The 13,507-nt window shown below is 74.0% G+C and carries 14 protein-coding genes; 9 read left to right on the top strand and 5 right to left on the bottom strand.

Features of this window, described 5'->3' with window-relative positions; translation table 11 throughout:
- The first annotated feature begins 5 nt into the window (after positions 1-5).
- Together MM438_RS15295 and MM438_RS15290 are read left to right on the top strand one after the other, a co-directional pair.
- On the top strand, positions 6-677 hold the full coding sequence (locus MM438_RS15295; protein ID WP_241454314.1) for a VOC family protein: 672 nt from the start codon (positions 6-8) through the stop codon (positions 675-677).
- Entirely contained in the window at positions 674-1,576 is a 903-nt protein-coding gene (locus MM438_RS15290; protein WP_241454311.1) for a hypothetical protein, read from the top strand. The genes MM438_RS15295 and MM438_RS15290 overlap by 4 nt, the downstream gene beginning before the upstream one ends.
- A gap of 226 nt (positions 1,577-1,802) precedes the next feature.
- On the opposite strand, the gene MM438_RS15285 is transcribed toward MM438_RS15290, so the two are convergent.
- The 4 genes from MM438_RS15285 to MM438_RS15270 all read right to left on the bottom strand — a co-directional run bounded on the left by MM438_RS15285 (position 1,803) and on the right by MM438_RS15270 (position 5,823).
- The gene (locus MM438_RS15285; RefSeq protein ID WP_241454309.1) at positions 1,803-2,150 is read right to left on the bottom strand and encodes a rhodanese-like domain-containing protein; all 348 of its coding nucleotides are present in this window, start codon (positions 2,148-2,150) and stop codon (positions 1,803-1,805) included.
- An 81-nt stretch (positions 2,151-2,231) separates the two neighbouring features.
- The gene (locus MM438_RS15280) at positions 2,232-3,092 is read right to left on the bottom strand and encodes an Fpg/Nei family DNA glycosylase (protein WP_241454307.1); all 861 of its coding nucleotides are present in this window, start codon (positions 3,090-3,092) and stop codon (positions 2,232-2,234) included.
- Positions 3,093-3,096: 4 nt separating this feature from the next.
- Positions 3,097-4,263, bottom strand: a complete 1,167-nt coding sequence (locus MM438_RS15275) for an App1 family protein (protein ID WP_241454306.1) — start codon at positions 4,261-4,263, stop codon at positions 3,097-3,099.
- Positions 4,264-4,341: 78 nt separating this feature from the next.
- A complete protein-coding gene (locus tag MM438_RS15270) occupies positions 4,342-5,823 on the bottom strand; it encodes a hypothetical protein (RefSeq protein WP_241454338.1) in 1,482 nt (493 codons plus the stop codon).
- Positions 5,824-5,948: 125 nt separating this feature from the next.
- Here MM438_RS15270 and MM438_RS15265 point away from each other — a divergent pair, with 125 nt between their 5' ends.
- From MM438_RS15265 to MM438_RS15240, 6 genes are all read left to right on the top strand, one after another.
- A complete protein-coding gene (locus tag MM438_RS15265) occupies positions 5,949-6,617 on the top strand; it encodes a hypothetical protein (protein ID WP_241454305.1) in 669 nt (222 codons plus the stop codon).
- Positions 6,618-6,649: 32 nt separating this feature from the next.
- On the top strand, positions 6,650-7,228 hold the full coding sequence (locus tag MM438_RS15260) for a copper chaperone PCu(A)C (protein ID WP_241454304.1): 579 nt from the start codon (positions 6,650-6,652) through the stop codon (positions 7,226-7,228).
- On the top strand, positions 7,228-8,562 hold the full coding sequence (locus MM438_RS15255) for a Dyp-type peroxidase (protein WP_241454303.1): 1,335 nt from the start codon (positions 7,228-7,230) through the stop codon (positions 8,560-8,562). Before MM438_RS15260 ends, MM438_RS15255 begins: the two co-directional genes overlap by 1 nt.
- A gap of 16 nt (positions 8,563-8,578) precedes the next feature.
- Positions 8,579-9,193: a GNAT family N-acetyltransferase gene (locus MM438_RS15250; RefSeq protein ID WP_241454298.1), complete on the top strand. Its 615-nt coding sequence runs from the start codon at positions 8,579-8,581 to the stop codon at positions 9,191-9,193.
- Positions 9,194-9,970: 777 nt separating this feature from the next.
- Positions 9,971-11,470, top strand: a complete 1,500-nt coding sequence (locus MM438_RS15245) for a hypothetical protein (protein ID WP_241454296.1) — start codon at positions 9,971-9,973, stop codon at positions 11,468-11,470.
- 184 nt (positions 11,471-11,654) lie between these two features.
- Positions 11,655-11,819 carry a hypothetical protein gene (locus MM438_RS15240; protein ID WP_241454294.1) on the top strand — a complete coding sequence of 55 codons (165 nt, stop codon included), beginning with the start codon at positions 11,655-11,657 and terminating at the stop codon, positions 11,817-11,819.
- A gap of 163 nt (positions 11,820-11,982) precedes the next feature.
- Here the strand turns inward: MM438_RS15240 and MM438_RS15235 are convergent, their stop codons facing one another.
- On the bottom strand, positions 11,983-12,882 hold the full coding sequence (locus MM438_RS15235) for a small ribosomal subunit Rsm22 family protein (protein WP_241454292.1): 900 nt from the start codon (positions 12,880-12,882) through the stop codon (positions 11,983-11,985).
- A gap of 189 nt (positions 12,883-13,071) precedes the next feature.
- Between MM438_RS15235 and MM438_RS15230 the strand changes: the two genes are divergently transcribed.
- Positions 13,072-13,497: a hemerythrin domain-containing protein gene (locus MM438_RS15230; protein ID WP_241454290.1), complete on the top strand. Its 426-nt coding sequence runs from the start codon at positions 13,072-13,074 to the stop codon at positions 13,495-13,497.
- Positions 13,498-13,507 lie beyond the last annotated feature (10 nt).

Genomic DNA, 13,507 nt, shown 5'->3' with positions numbered 1-13,507 from the left:
GCCCCATGGCCCTGGCCCGCTACGTAGACCTGACGATCGACGCCCGCGACACCGAGAAGCTCGCCCGCTTCTGGTCGCGCGCGCTCGGGCTCCGCATGGTCGCGTACGGCGCCGACGGCTACGGCCTGCTCGGCGAGGACCCCACCGACACCGTGTGGATCCGCCCGGTGCCGCACCGCGCCGACCAGCACCGACGCGTCCACCTGGACATCTACGCCGCCGACACCGACACCCTCGTCGAGGCGGGCGGGTCGATCGTCGACCGGCACAGCTATCCCTGGGACATCGCCCTCGACCCCGAGCAGCGCGAGCTCGGCGTGGTGGTGCGGCCGTCCGAGCGGCGCCGGATGTACCAGGTCGTCGTCGACTCCCCCGACCCCGAGGCCAACGCCGCCTGGTGGGGCCGGGTGCTGGACACCAAGGTGCACCCCGTGCCCGAGGACCCGGCGATCGCGTTCATCGAGCCGATCCCCGGGGCGCCCTTCGAGTCCATCGTCTTCGCCCGCGAGACCCGCCCCAAGAGCGACTTCAACTCCATGCGCCTCGCGATCACCGCGCAGACACCCGACGTCCTGCTGCTCCTGGGTGCGACGATGTGCGACGAGGACAACCCTGACCCCGCGCGCACCTGGATGCGCGATCCCTTCGGCAACGAATTCACCTGGGTGGCACCATGACTCTCCCCTCCGGCACGCATGCCTTCACCGGCCAGATCGCAGGGCTCGGCTTCGCCGAGGGCACCCGCGTGGTGGTCGGTCGCTGGACCGAGTCCCCCTTCGGCGCCTTCACCGACGTGATGGTCGAGCGCGGCGACGGGCACCGGGTCCTGCTGGCCCCGACCGCCGAGGTCGCCGAGACCGTCGGTCAGCTCTACACCTTCGACGAGGTCCAGGTCGTGCCCGTCGACGCCGCCATGTCCGGCAGCTCGTTGGTCGTCACCGCCGGCCCCCTGCGCCTGCGGGCGACCATCGGCAAGCGTCCGGCTCTCGGCAAGGCCCTCGCGGCGGCCCCCTCCGGGCTGCAGCGCACGAGCTGGTTCAGCAAGGTCACCGACCCGATCGCGCGCGCCGTCCAGCAGGGCGTCCGCACGCGCGGCACCACCGCCAACGGGCTGCAGGCGACGTATGGCGCCACGGACCTGCACCTCGTCACCGCCGCCCAGGCCTCCTGGAGCGGAACGGATCTCGGCGAGCTGGGACGCATCGACCCGCCGGTCCGCTTCGGCTTCGGCTCGACACCGCCCGAGCCCACCCTGACCTCGCTCACCACGACGATCGAGGTGCCCCGGCCCGACCCGCTCACCGGCGTCATCGACTGTTGGGGCATGGGCGCGCTGCGCGAGAAGCAGGCCCGCGAGGCCGGCCACGCGGCTGCCGTCGCCGACGAGCGCGAGCGTGAGCACGCGGACGCCGCCGAGGAGCGGATGCGCGAGCTCACCGACGCCGCGGCGGACGAGACCGGCGAGACCGGTCGGCACGTACGGTCCCAGCGCGCCGCGGGCGCCGACGCCGGCGAGATCCGCACCGTGCTCAGCGAGCAGCGCGCGGGCCAGGCCGACGAGGACCACGACGCCTGATCCGGGCCCCCCGATGAGGTCGTATGCCGCAATCTGTCCTCAGGACGAGATTCCGGCACAGGGCCTCATCGTCGTCTCTGGCCCGATCCGCATCCCGCCCCCGGCTCAGGAACGACGCGTCTGCGGGCCGAAGACGTGAGTCGAGTGCGCTGCGAGCGCCGACGTGGACGGGCGACGCGGGCGTGCACGGGCGCCCGCGGGCGTGCCGGGAGGTCGCGGACGTCGGTCACTGCACGTCGGGCTGACCACCCTGCTCGTCGACGAGGGCACGACCGGCGGCCTTCCACCCGAGCATGCCGTCGGTGAGGTTGGCGGCGTCGACACCCTGCTCCACCAGCCAGGCCGTGGCGCGACCCGCCCGCCCGCCGCCGCGGCAGGTCACCGGGAGCGGACGCCCCGCGGGCAGCTCGCCCACCCGCGCCTCGAGCTGCGGCAGCGGGATGTGGATGGCGCCGGGCGCATGCCCGAGGTCCCACTCGTCCTGGTTGCGCACGTCGAGGATCACCGCGTCGTCGGCGAGCTGGTCGCGGCTGATCTGGGGGACGTCGTCCTGGCGTTCGGTCGGGATACCCATGCACGTCAGCCTCCCACACCGGCCACCCGGCGGGAGACGGTCGGGCCGGCGGAGCCGCGAGCGCGGGGGGAACGAGCGAGGTCACTTGAGGAGCTTGGACATCCGCCGGTCGGCGAGAGGCTTGCCGCCGGTCTGGCAGGTGGGGCAGTACTGCAGCGACCGGTCGGCGAAGGCCACCTCTGCCACCGTGTCGCCGCACTCGGGGCAGGGCTCGCCGGTCCGCCCGTGCACCCGCATCCCGGCGCGCTTGGCGTCCTTGACCTGGTCGGCGGGCCTGCCGGACGCGGCGACCACGGCGGCGGCGAGGGTGTCGCGCAGCGCGCGATACAGCCGCGCGACGGCGTCGTCGTCCAGCGACGAGGCCTGGGCGAAGGGCGACAGTCGCGCGACGTGCAGCACCTCGTCGCTGTAGGCGTTGCCCACGCCGGCGATCACGGACTGGTCGCGCAGCAGCCCCTTGATCTGCACGCTGCGTCCGGCGAGCAGCCCGGCGAAGGCGTCCTGGGTGAGCTCCGGCGCGAGCGGGTCGGGCCCCAGCCGCGCGATGCCGGGCACCTCCTGCGGGGAGCGGACGATGTAGGCCGCCAAGGACTTCCGGGTGCCGGCCTCGGTCAGGTCGAAGCCACCGCCGCCGAGCAGCCCCACCCGCAGGGCGATCGGCGACCTCCCGGGCCGCACGGTGGTGCCGGGCAGCTCGTCGTACCACCGCAGCCAGCCGGCCTTGGCGAGGTGGAAGACCAGGTGCAGCCCGTCGCAGTCGACGTCGACGAACTTGCCGTGCCGGGACACCGACGACACCACCGCCCCCTCGAAGGCCTGGGGCGGTGGGTCGACGGTCTTGAGCACCGAGAAGGACCCGAGGGCGACCTGGGTGATCGCGTCGTCCACCAGCCGCTCGGCGAGGAAGTCGACGAGGGCCTGCACCTCGGGCAGCTCGGGCATGGCGTCAGAGCGGGTTCTGGTCGTCCCGGTCGGGCTGCTCGGCGAGCGCCTCGGCGTGCACCTGCGGGTCGGTCACGTCCGGGTGGTCGTGGGCGCCGATGTCGCGCAGGCGGTACTGCTTCTTGAGGCGGCGCCACAGGCCGTAGCCGTCGGGGGCGCGGTAGACCGGGGTGGTCGCGTTGATCCGCTCGATGGGCTGCAGCTCCTCGTTGGAGACCGGCAGACCGTGGGACAGGACCTGCTCGGCGGGGGTCAGCTCGCGGATGGCGATGAGCTCGACGACGTCCGGGTGGTCCTCGGCGAAGTCGCTGTAGAGCTTGGGGTCGTGCTGGCCGTCGTCGCCGATGAGCAGCCAGTGGATGTCGGGGAACTCCTGCCACAGGCGGCGCAGGTTGGAGCGCTTGTGCTCCTGCCCGGAGCGGAACCAGCCGGTGTTGGTGGGACCCCAGTCGGTGAGCAGCAGCGGCCCGAGGGGGTACTTGTGGCGGGCGAGGAACTGGGTGAGCGTGGAGTAGGTGTTCCAGGCGCCGGTGGACAGGTAGATCACCGGGGCGCCGGGGAAGACCTCCTGCAGCTCGCGGTAGAGCGGGGCCATGCCGGGGACGGCACGGCGGGCGCTGGAGTGCACGACGAAGGTGTTCCAGGCGGCGATCAGCGCGCGCGGCAGCATCGTGGAGATCACGGTGTCGTCGATGTCGGAGACGATGGCGTACTTCGTCTCCGCGCCGATCACCAGGACCGGCGCCTCGGCGACGTCGGAGTCGGGCGACTGAATCGTCGCGGTGTGCCACCCGGCCCCGAGCCCGTGGCCCTCGACGAAGACGTCGACGTAGCCGCCACGGTCGGTGCGGGCCTCGACGACCTGGTCGCCGAGCCTGACGGTCACCGGGCAGTTGACCGCCGGCGGCGGCGTCGCGAAGCTGCGCCACCCGCGGTCGCGCTCCTGGCCGCGCAGGTCCTGGACGGCGGCGTCCGGCTCCGGCGCCTCCTGGGTGGCCGGGTCGCCGGGACGGGCCATCTTGATGCGCCCGAGGACGCGCACCTTGTCGGGCGTGCCGTAGCCGGTGTGCCCGATCGCCTCGGTGCGCCACCCGCGCTCGTGCAGGAAGCCGGTGATCCGTCGGTGCCAGGCGTCCTCGACGAGGGACGCCGCGTGGGGTCGCGAAGCCATGGCTCCGACCCTATGCGCTGCGCGGCCCCGGCGGTGGCGTTGGCGCGAGAGAGGTCGAGGTCAGCGGGCGGGAGGGGGTCAGTGGCGGGCGGCGCCGAGCCCGAGGACGGCGGCGATCCCCAGGGCCGAGCGCGGGTCGTACGCCGAGCGCCAGAGCCCTCCGTGAGCAGCGGCCCGCGCCTCCGCGCACCACGGCAGCGTGGTGCGGTCGCTCGTCGAACGGCCCGGGTGGCGCAGGTCGTCCACGAGCAGGGCGGCCATGAGGGTGTTGGACGTGACGGGCTCGAAGACCTCGACGCCGAACCAGTGGGCCCCGGCATAGGCCGCCGCGAGGGCGCGGTTGCGGGTAACCGACCGGGTGCGGGTGGGCGGTGCGACGTTCATCGACACGGTGACGCCGTCAGCGGCGGCCACGGTGGCGCGCCAGCGGTGGACCCGCTTGGCGAGCAGGTAGTTCGGCCCCTGCTGGGACACGATGCTGTCGCTGATGGCGGGCACCTCGCGGGGGACGTACTGCCGGCGCAGCAGCCGTCCGCCGCTCGCGGCCCGGATCGGCTGTCGCACCAGGCGACCGACCCGGCGGCGCTGGTAGCTGCGGGCGGACTGGTCGACGGCGTCCGGGGGAACGACGAAGGCGTCGGTCGGGGTGGCGAGGAAGGCCAGCGCCACGTCGCCGCCGCGCCGCTCCAGGAGCCGCACGGCGAGCGCGTCGCAGGCCGTGGCCAGGCGCAGGTTGGTGGCGGCGTCGGCATACACGTAGTTGCCGATCACCAGCGGTCCGTCGAGGGACTCCAGCCAGGTCGCGACCGAGCCGAGGTCGTGCAGCAGGTCGGCGCCGGCGTGCCGGGTCTGCGCGCCGGGATCCGGACCCGCCGGCGCCGCCTGGGCGTCCACCGGCAGCACGAGCCGCCCGGCACTGCCGCGGGCCAGGGCGGCGAGCCGGGTCCACAGCTCGGGCCGGGGCAGGTCCACGCCGACGACCTCGCCGCCCCAGCGCAGCAGCGCGCGCAGGGGGCCCATCTGCGCGCCCGCCCCGAGCACCACGACCCGCTGGTCGCGCAGGTCGAGCCACTCCGGGTGGTCCAGGACCCGCTCGACGGCCTCCTGGACGCCGCCCTCGACGACCCCGTCGCGCACCCACTGCTCCAGGCGGCGCCGCACGTCGTCGCCGCGCAGCCGCCGCCCCTGGTAGGGCAGCGTCAGCTCGCGCTCGGGCTCGGCCGTTCCCTGGACCACCTCGCTGCGTAAGGGGGTCCGGCTCTCGTCGAAGGCCGCGGCGAGCGGTTGCTCGGCGCCCCCGTCCGGGCCCACCCACCGCATCTGGCGGTGCAGCTCGTCCAGACCCTGACGGGCCACGCGGACCGCGAGGTCGCCGTCGTGCATCCCGACCTCGACGAGCCGGCGGAAGTGGCGGCCGTAGTCCCGGCGCCACTCGGTGTCGCGGCGCGCGGACGCCGAGCCGATCGGGTCGGCGCCCGCGAGCGCGGCGGCGACGACGCGGCGCCCGACGGCGCTGGTGCTGCGTCGGTCGTCCTCGAGGGGGAAGACCACTCCGGTCATGTCGGCCACGGGATGCTCCTGCTGCAGGTGAGGGGCGCATCAGGACACCACGTCCGGGGCCGGCACGCATCCGGTGGCCGGTCCGCACCCCCCGGCGCGGCCTCGCGCGCTCCTAGACTGGACCCATGACCAGACCGGACGGGGGTGTGCCGCGCGCCGCGCGCGCGGGCGCCCTCGCGGTGACCACGGTCTGCCTGGCCGCGCTGGCCCACGCGTGCGGCGGCGGTTCGCTGCCGGGCCCGGCGGTCCTGCTCCTCCTCGGCGCCCTGGTCGGCACCGGCTCCCTCGTCGCGAGCGCCCACCGCCTCGGGACCCGTTCCCTCGCGGCGCTGCTCGGCGGCGGGCAGCTCGCGCTGCACCTGGCCTTCACGGTGCTCGGCCGGACGGGGGCACCGGTCGACCCCGGCGTCGGTATGGCGATCGCGGCGGACCACGGCCACGGCTCGGTCCCCGACCTCGCCACCGCGCACCTCCAGGCCGCACACCTGCACGCCGCCGGCGGCCACGCCGCAGGTGCGCACGCCGCCCTCGGGCACGCGCACCACGGCGGCTGGGTCATGCTCCTCACCCACGTCCTCGCCACCGCGGTCACCGCCCTGGTCCTCGCCCGGGGCGAGCGCGCCCTGTGGCTGCTGGCCGGACTGGTCGCGCCCGCCATACGCCCGCGGCCGACGCGACCCGCCCTCGGGCCGCGCCCGGCCCTGCCTGCCCTCCCGGTGCTCGCGCCGGCCCTCGCGCACGTCCGCGACGTCGCTCCCCGCCGTGGTCCACCTGCCCAGGTCTGCTTCGCCTGACCTGACAGACACCAGACCACCCAAGGACTTCCATGTACACGCGCCTCGCGCTCCCCTGCCTCGCCGCCCTGCTCGCCGTGTCCGCGTGCAGCGCCGACGCGGGCACCGGCACCACGACCGGCACCTCCTCGGCCGCCGGCACCGCATCGTCCGCCGCCGGCCCGCTCACCGTCTCCGACCCCTGGATCAAGGCCGTGAAGGGCGGCATGACCGGCATCTTCGCGACGCTGCGCAACGACACCGACCAGGACATCCGGGTCGTCAAGGCGTCCTCTCCCATCGCCGACCACGGCGAGCTGCACCTCACCGTCAAGGACGCCTCCGGTGCCATGGTCATGAAGGAGACCAAGGACGGTTTCGTGGTGCCCAAGCACGGCGCCTTCGAGCTGCGCCCGGGGGCCAACCACATCATGCTCATGGGCCTGACCAAGCCGGTGCTGTCCGGCGAGACGGTGCCGATCACCCTGGAGACCGACGCCGGCGCCAAGATCGAGATCTCCGCGCCGGCGCGGGAGTTCAACGGTGCCCAGGAGACCTACGGCGGCATGTCGATGACCCCCAACCAGGGCGCGCCCACCTCCATGACCCCCGCCCCGACCAGCGCGGGCTGATGAGCGCCGACGGTTCCCCGAACGGGCCCGACGACGCCGCCCGCGACAGCTCCGGCGGCGCGGCCGGCAGCGCCCCAGGTCCCGCGGTCAGCCGCCGTGGGTTGCTCGCCGCGGGTGCGTCGGCGCTCGGCGGGGTGGCCGTCGGAGCCGCGGCGACGGCGGGGGTGGACCGCTCCACCCCCGCCGCGCCCGGCGCTGCCGCGGGCGACGCCGCGCAGGAAGGCACCGACGCGCAGCCCGCGGCGATGCCCCTGGGCGGGGACAAGCGACGGGAGTTCTGGGGCGAGCACCAGCCCGGCATCATCGACCCGCCCCAGGCGCACGGCGTGTGGGTGGCGCTCGACCTGGTGCCCGGCGCCGACGTCACGGCGTTCCAGCGGTTGATGCGGATCTGGACCCAGGACATCTCCCAGATGATGAGCGGCACGGCGCCGTTCACCGACTTCGAGCCGGAGATGACCCGCACCACCGCCTCCCTGTCGGTGACGCTGGGGATCGGGCCGCGCGTCTTCGCGCTGCGCGGCGTCACCCAGCCACGGCCGCCCTGGCTCGGACCGCTGCCGGCGTTCCCCGCGATCGACAAGCTGCAGGACCGCTGGTCCGGCGGCGACCTGCTGCTGCAGATCTGCGCGGACTCGCCGATCACCGTCTCGCACGCCCAGTGGGTGCTCACCAAGGAGGCCCGCACCATCGCCACCGTGCGGTGGGTGCAGCGCGGCTTCCGGCAGGGGTATGCCGTGACCCCGCCCGGCGAGACCATGCGCAACCTCTTCGGCCAGGTCGACGGCACCGTCAATCCCCGACGAGGCGTGGACGACTCGATCCTGTGGTGCGGCTCGGACGCGCCGCGCTGGCTGCAGGGCGGCACCACGATGGTGCTGCGGCGCATCGCGATGCACCTGGACACCTGGGAGGAGGCCGACCCGGTCACCCGCGACACCTCCCTCGGGCGGCGTCAGCACGACGGGTCGCCGCTCACCGGCAAGGCCGAGCGGGACGCGCCGGACCTGGACGCCAAGGACAAGCTGGGCCTCCCGGTCATCGACGACTTCGCGCACGTGCGCCGCTCGATGCCCCACCGGGCCGACCGGACGGACCGCTTCCTGCGGCGGCCGTTCAACTACGACGACCCCCCCGAGCCCGGCCAGCTCAGCAACGCCGGGCTGCTGTTCATCGCCTACCAGTCGCAGCTGGCGCAGTTCGTCGAGGTGCAGCGTCGCCTCGCCGAGGGCGACCTGCTCAACACCTGGACCACCCCGATCGGCTCCTCGGTCTGGGCGATCCCCCGGGGCTGTCGTCAGGGCGAGCTGCTCGCCCAGGACCTGTGGGTATGACGGGTAGGTTCCCCGCATGAGCCCGGCCGCGTCGCCCTTCGAGCGCCATACCGTCTCCTGGCCGTCGAGCGACGGCCGGGTCTCGATCCGCCCGGCGTTCGAGGGTGACGTGCCGGCCATGTGGGCCTATCAGCAGCTCCCCCAGACCCATCCGTGGATCGGCCGGGTGGTCACCTCGCTCGACGATGCCCGCGCGGTCCACGCCGAGCGCACCGCCCCCGGCGGCTACCGGTGCGCGATCGAGGTGGGCGGGGAGGTCGTCGGTGACATCGGCGGCCGCTTCGAGCGGCCCTTCTCGCTGGGGCCGGAGGTCGACGCCTGGGACTGCACTCTCGGCTACGTCGTACACCCGCGCGAGTGGGGCCGGGGCATCGCGTCGGCCGCCGTCCGCCTCGTCGTGCCGATGCTTCACGACCAGCTCGGGGTCCGCCGGATCGTGGCCAAGGTGTTCACCGACAACGTCCCGTCGACGCGGGTGCTGCTGCGCAACGGCTTCGTGCTCGAGGGGACCGAGCGGGCGTGCGTCCTCGGCCGCGACGGGCGGTGGCTGGACGACCACACGCTGGCGCACCTGCCGAGCGACCCCTACGACTCGATGTCGTCACCTAGCCGTCTATCGGGTCATCGCTAGACGGCGCCATCGCCCCTGATCGAGCACCCCCAGGCACGGTCGACCCCCGACCCGTCAACGCCGCGAGGCGGCCGGGCACCTGGGCCAGACTGGCCCCGTGGCACGTTCAAAGGGGCCCCATAACGTTCCCATCGGGGCCACCCTGGCCCCGATGGCACGGCCCGGGCAGGTGAGTCGTGCGGGCGGGTCGGGGAGGTAGGCCGACCCGCCCGCGCTGCGTGCCCGCCGGGGCCGCCGATGACGGCGGATCAGGCTGTATAAAACTTTCACTAGAGTGGCATCGACGGGGTGATCCATCTGGTGCCGCGGACCCCCCACGGGGGCAGGAGCTGGTTCGCGATCCCACGGGTCACGGCCGGCGCCGGGCAGGCCGGACACACGTTCGACAGGCAAGGATGCGCTCACCCAGCGCCAACACCGCTCACCTGCGGCCTGACCTGGCGGCGCGCTAAACCACCGTCAGCGAAAACGTTGAACTAGCCGTGGGTTTCCTCGCGATTCTTGCCGCTGATCTCTAGAAACCCGCCCAGGGGCAACTTCTAAGGTAAGACCACGTCTCGCCCCTGAGCGCACCTTCACGTCAGCTCCAGAGGATCACCTGTGCTGTCCGACATCATCTCGCGATGCTCTCTTCTTGCCCGCAAGGCGGCCACCGCCCCGGACCGGGCCACGACTCCCACATCCGACACCGCGGGCCAGACCGGCCCGGAGTCCCCGGAGTCGACCACCACGCCCCTGCCTGAGCCGGCTTCCGAGCCCGTTCCCTACCCTGCTCCCATGCCGCGCCAACAGGCCGGGAGCGAGCCGGGTCCGGTAGATGATGCGAGCACCGTCAGGCTGACCAGGCCCGCCCGACCCGCACCCGGCACGGCAGCCGAGACGGAGGTCCTGCCACAGATCGAGCTGCCCTGGCCTGCCGCGCAGCCGGAGGCTCCCGAGGCCGAGACCACCCCCGCCACCGAGACCGCACCCGAGCCCGAGCCCGAGACCACCCCCACGGCAACCGTCCCCGCACCCGAGGCCACCCCCACGGCGACCGTTCCGACACCCGCACCCGCGGCGGCCGTCCCGGCACCCGCACCCGCACCCGAGACCACCCCGGCACCCGAGGCCGACGCGGAGACAACCCCGCGGACCGTCCCCGCACCCGAGACCGAGGCGGAGTCCGAGTCCACCCCCGCCACCGAGACCGCACCCGAGCCCGAGCCCGAGCCCGAGACCACCCCCACGGCAACCGTCCCCGCACCCGAGACCACCCCCACGGCAACCGTCCCCGCACCCGAGACCACCCCCACGGCGACCGTCCCCGCACCCGAGACCACCCCCACGGCGACCGTCCCCGCACCCGAGACCACCCCCACGGCGACCGTCCCCGCACCCGAGGCCACCCCCGCGGCTGCCGTTCCGACACCCTCACCCGAGGCCGAGCCCACCCCCACGGCGACCGTGCCACCCATCCCGGCACCCGCCACCGAGGCCACCCCGGCCACCGAGGCCGACGCGGAGACCACCCCGCGGACCGTCCCCGCACCCGCACCCGAGGCCGAGCCCACCCCCACGGCGACCGTGCCACCCATCCCGGCACCCGCCACCGAGGCCGTCCCCGCGACGAGCGTCATCCCCGGTCCGGTGGGCGCCACGTCGGTCCGTGCAGGCGCAGAGGACCTGGCCGAGACCGAGACGCCCGAGCGCCTCGGCCGCTTCGCCCGCCTTCCCCTGCCCTACAAGATCGCTCTGCCCGCCGGTGGCGTTCTCCTCGTCGCCTGCGCCGCTCTCGGCCACACGATCATGGACGAGTCAGCTCCGACCGGCAGGTCCACGCCCGCCCAGTTCGCAGAGGCCCCCTCCGCGGTCGCGACGACCGAGGACCTGGACCGCCCCCTCGATCTCGATGCCGCGGGGGGCGGGCACTCGGGGTCGAGCGAGGACCTCGACGTGCCCACCGAGTCCCCCACCTCACGCCCGCACGCCCAGACCCCGGTGCGCAAGCAGCAGCCCGCGACCACGCACACTGCCGAGATCCCTCCGCAGCAGCCGCGTCGGCCCGGTCGGCCTTCGTCGTCGCGCCCCTCGGCTCGACCCGAGGCGCCGAAGCCTCCTGCGGTGGAGCCCCCCGGTCGGCCACCGGCACCACGGGGCCTGCCGACCCTTCCGGCACCCACGGCGACTCCCACGCCTCCGCCGTCGCCGAAGCCTGAACCCACCGGCACCCCTCAGCCTCGGCCCACCCAGACACCTCAGCCCACCCAGACGACCCCACCCGCCGAGAACGACTGACCTCCTCGACGGCGCCATCCGCGCGACCGCAGCCCACCTGGCCGGCCAAGTGGGCTGCGGTCGCGCGGTGCGGGCGCCTCGCTCCCCATCCGTCACGACGTATGCTGGAAATGCTAGAACCGCCGATACGATCGCATCGAGCCCCATCGGCCGCCCACCCGGGCCCGCGTCGTAGCCTGACCGCATGAGCAACGACGCACCCCTGAGCGACCAGGCCCTCGAGCCTCGCGACGACGACGCCCCCAAGGCCACCGACCACGCCGACGACCTGTCCGACCTGCCCGCCGCCGCGGGTGGCCAGGACCAGGGCGAGCCGGCGCAGGGTGAGGGCGAGCACGGCTCGCACTGAGCCGGGTCCACCGCACCGACGCAGCAGGATCGGGCGACCGCGACCACACCCCCTGCAGGACGGGGACGTGACCCGCGGTCGCCCGATCCTGCGCCCAGGGCCTCGTGCCCGGAGCCCTGCACCCGGCGCCGAGCGCTCGATGCCCGGGGTGCTGCGCCGTGGCTCAGCGCACGGCATCGCCCCAACTGGTCTTGCGCGCCTGCTTGTAGTCCGCGCCCTGCCGCTTGGACACCATTCGCTCGGCGGCCGTCCCGTCCGGCAGGCAGAGCCTCAACCCGACGAGTCCCTTGCGCAGCAGAGGATGTCGCAGCACCCGCCCCGAGCCGGGCTGCCCCGGAAGGCGGGTCGCGACGACATAGCTGAACTTCTCGTCCTCGTAGGACAGCTCGCCGCCCTTGACGGTCCGGTGCAGCGCCGACCGCTCCACCCGTGCCGGGAAGTGGCACCAGTCACCGTCGGCGAGCGGGCACCTCGACTCGTGCGGGCACGGCGCGGCCACCCGCAGGCCCAGGGCGAGCAGCTGGTCGCGGGCGGTCAGGACCCGGCGGTGCCCCGCGGGCGTTCCTGGTTCGATCACCAGCACCGTGGACGCGAGCGACGCGGCGGCCTCGACAGCCTCGCGCCGCAGCGCCTCGGACAGCTCGCCGACGACATACGACACGACGGCCAGGTCGGCGTCCCCCACCTCCGCAGGCACCTGCGAGGTGCCGAGCGTCCAGGCGTGCCAGCGGGACTCGACCAGCGCAGGTATGCCGGACCGCCTCGCGAGCTGCGCCCCCGCGGCCCGGGCCGCCGCCGACTGCTCAAGCACGTCGACCTGGGCGAGCCCGCCGTCCAGCGACGCCACCGCCCAGCCGGCGGCGCCCGTCCCGCCGCCCAGGTCCACCAGGCGCGTGACCGCGAGATCCGGGACGGCGTCATACAGCTCGCCCAGCGCCGACCGCAGCGCGGCCACCGTCGCAGGCATGCGATAGGCGGCGTAGGCCGACACGGTCACCGGATCGTCGAGGATCACCGCGGCCGGGACTTCGCCGGAGCGGTAGGCCTCGATCAGCCGCTGCACCCGCCCGGCCAGTGCCGCGGTGGACCGTCCAGCGAGCGACTCCTGCAGGACGAGGCGCAGCCGGTGGGGCCACCTCCTCGGGATCGGTCACGTCGACGGTCATCGGGCCTCCAAGGTGTCGTGGCGCGTCCCGAGCCTAGCCAGGGCACCAGGTTGACCGTATGCCGGATAAGGCGGAACCTGGGAGTCATGTGTTCCTACTGCGGGTGCAAGGACATCGAGCTCATCGGTCGCTACATGGACGAGCACGAGCAGCTGATCAACGAGCTCGGCATCCTGCGCCGGGCCTGCGACGCCCAGGACCTCGCCGCCGTAGAGGCGGCGTGCGACCACCTGCGTGGCCTGATGCAGCCCCACTTCGACTCCGAGGAGCGCAGCCTGTTCGCGGTGCTGCGCGAGGACGAGGACTTCACCGAGCACGTGGACCTGCTCTGCTCCGAGCACGACGACCTCTGGGGTCTCTTCGACGCGGTCGAGGGCGGCGACTTCAGCGGCTACAAGGCCTTCGAGGACCGGCTGCGGATCCACATGGATCGTGAGGACAACGGCCTGTTCCCCGCGGCCGCGGTGTCGCTGGACGGCCCCCAGTGGGAGCGGATCATGGACCTCGCCTGAGGCGAGCGCC

Origin of the sequence: Arsenicicoccus dermatophilus, assembly GCF_022568795.1 — a bacterium.
GTDB classification, from domain to species: Bacteria; Actinomycetota; Actinomycetes; order Actinomycetales; family Dermatophilaceae; genus Arsenicicoccus; species Arsenicicoccus dermatophilus.
The sequence above is the reverse complement of the archived record's forward strand: the minus strand, read 5'-3'. Positions and strand labels throughout refer to the sequence as shown.

Coding starts and splice junctions, on each gene's coding strand:
- MM438_RS15295 (WP_241454314.1), top strand. CDS start 6: ATGGCCCTGGCCCGCTACGTAGACCTGACGATCGACGCCCGCGACACC.
- MM438_RS15290 (WP_241454311.1), top strand. CDS start 674: ATGACTCTCCCCTCCGGCACGCATGCCTTCACCGGCCAGATCGCAGGG.
- MM438_RS15285 (WP_241454309.1), bottom strand. CDS start 2,150: ATGGGTATCCCGACCGAACGCCAGGACGACGTCCCCCAGATCAGCCGC.
- MM438_RS15280 (WP_241454307.1), bottom strand. CDS start 3,092: ATGCCCGAGCTGCCCGAGGTGCAGGCCCTCGTCGACTTCCTCGCCGAG.
- MM438_RS15275 (WP_241454306.1), bottom strand. CDS start 4,263: ATGGCTTCGCGACCCCACGCGGCGTCCCTCGTCGAGGACGCCTGGCAC.
- MM438_RS15270 (WP_241454338.1), bottom strand. CDS start 5,823: ATGACCGGAGTGGTCTTCCCCCTCGAGGACGACCGACGCAGCACCAGC.
- MM438_RS15265 (WP_241454305.1), top strand. CDS start 5,949: ATGACCAGACCGGACGGGGGTGTGCCGCGCGCCGCGCGCGCGGGCGCC.
- MM438_RS15260 (WP_241454304.1), top strand. CDS start 6,650: ATGTACACGCGCCTCGCGCTCCCCTGCCTCGCCGCCCTGCTCGCCGTG.
- MM438_RS15255 (WP_241454303.1), top strand. CDS start 7,228: ATGAGCGCCGACGGTTCCCCGAACGGGCCCGACGACGCCGCCCGCGAC.
- MM438_RS15250 (WP_241454298.1), top strand. CDS start 8,579: ATGAGCCCGGCCGCGTCGCCCTTCGAGCGCCATACCGTCTCCTGGCCG.
- MM438_RS15245 (WP_241454296.1), top strand. CDS start 9,971: ATGCCGCGCCAACAGGCCGGGAGCGAGCCGGGTCCGGTAGATGATGCG.
- MM438_RS15240 (WP_241454294.1), top strand. CDS start 11,655: ATGAGCAACGACGCACCCCTGAGCGACCAGGCCCTCGAGCCTCGCGAC.
- MM438_RS15230 (WP_241454290.1), top strand. CDS start 13,072: ATGTGTTCCTACTGCGGGTGCAAGGACATCGAGCTCATCGGTCGCTAC.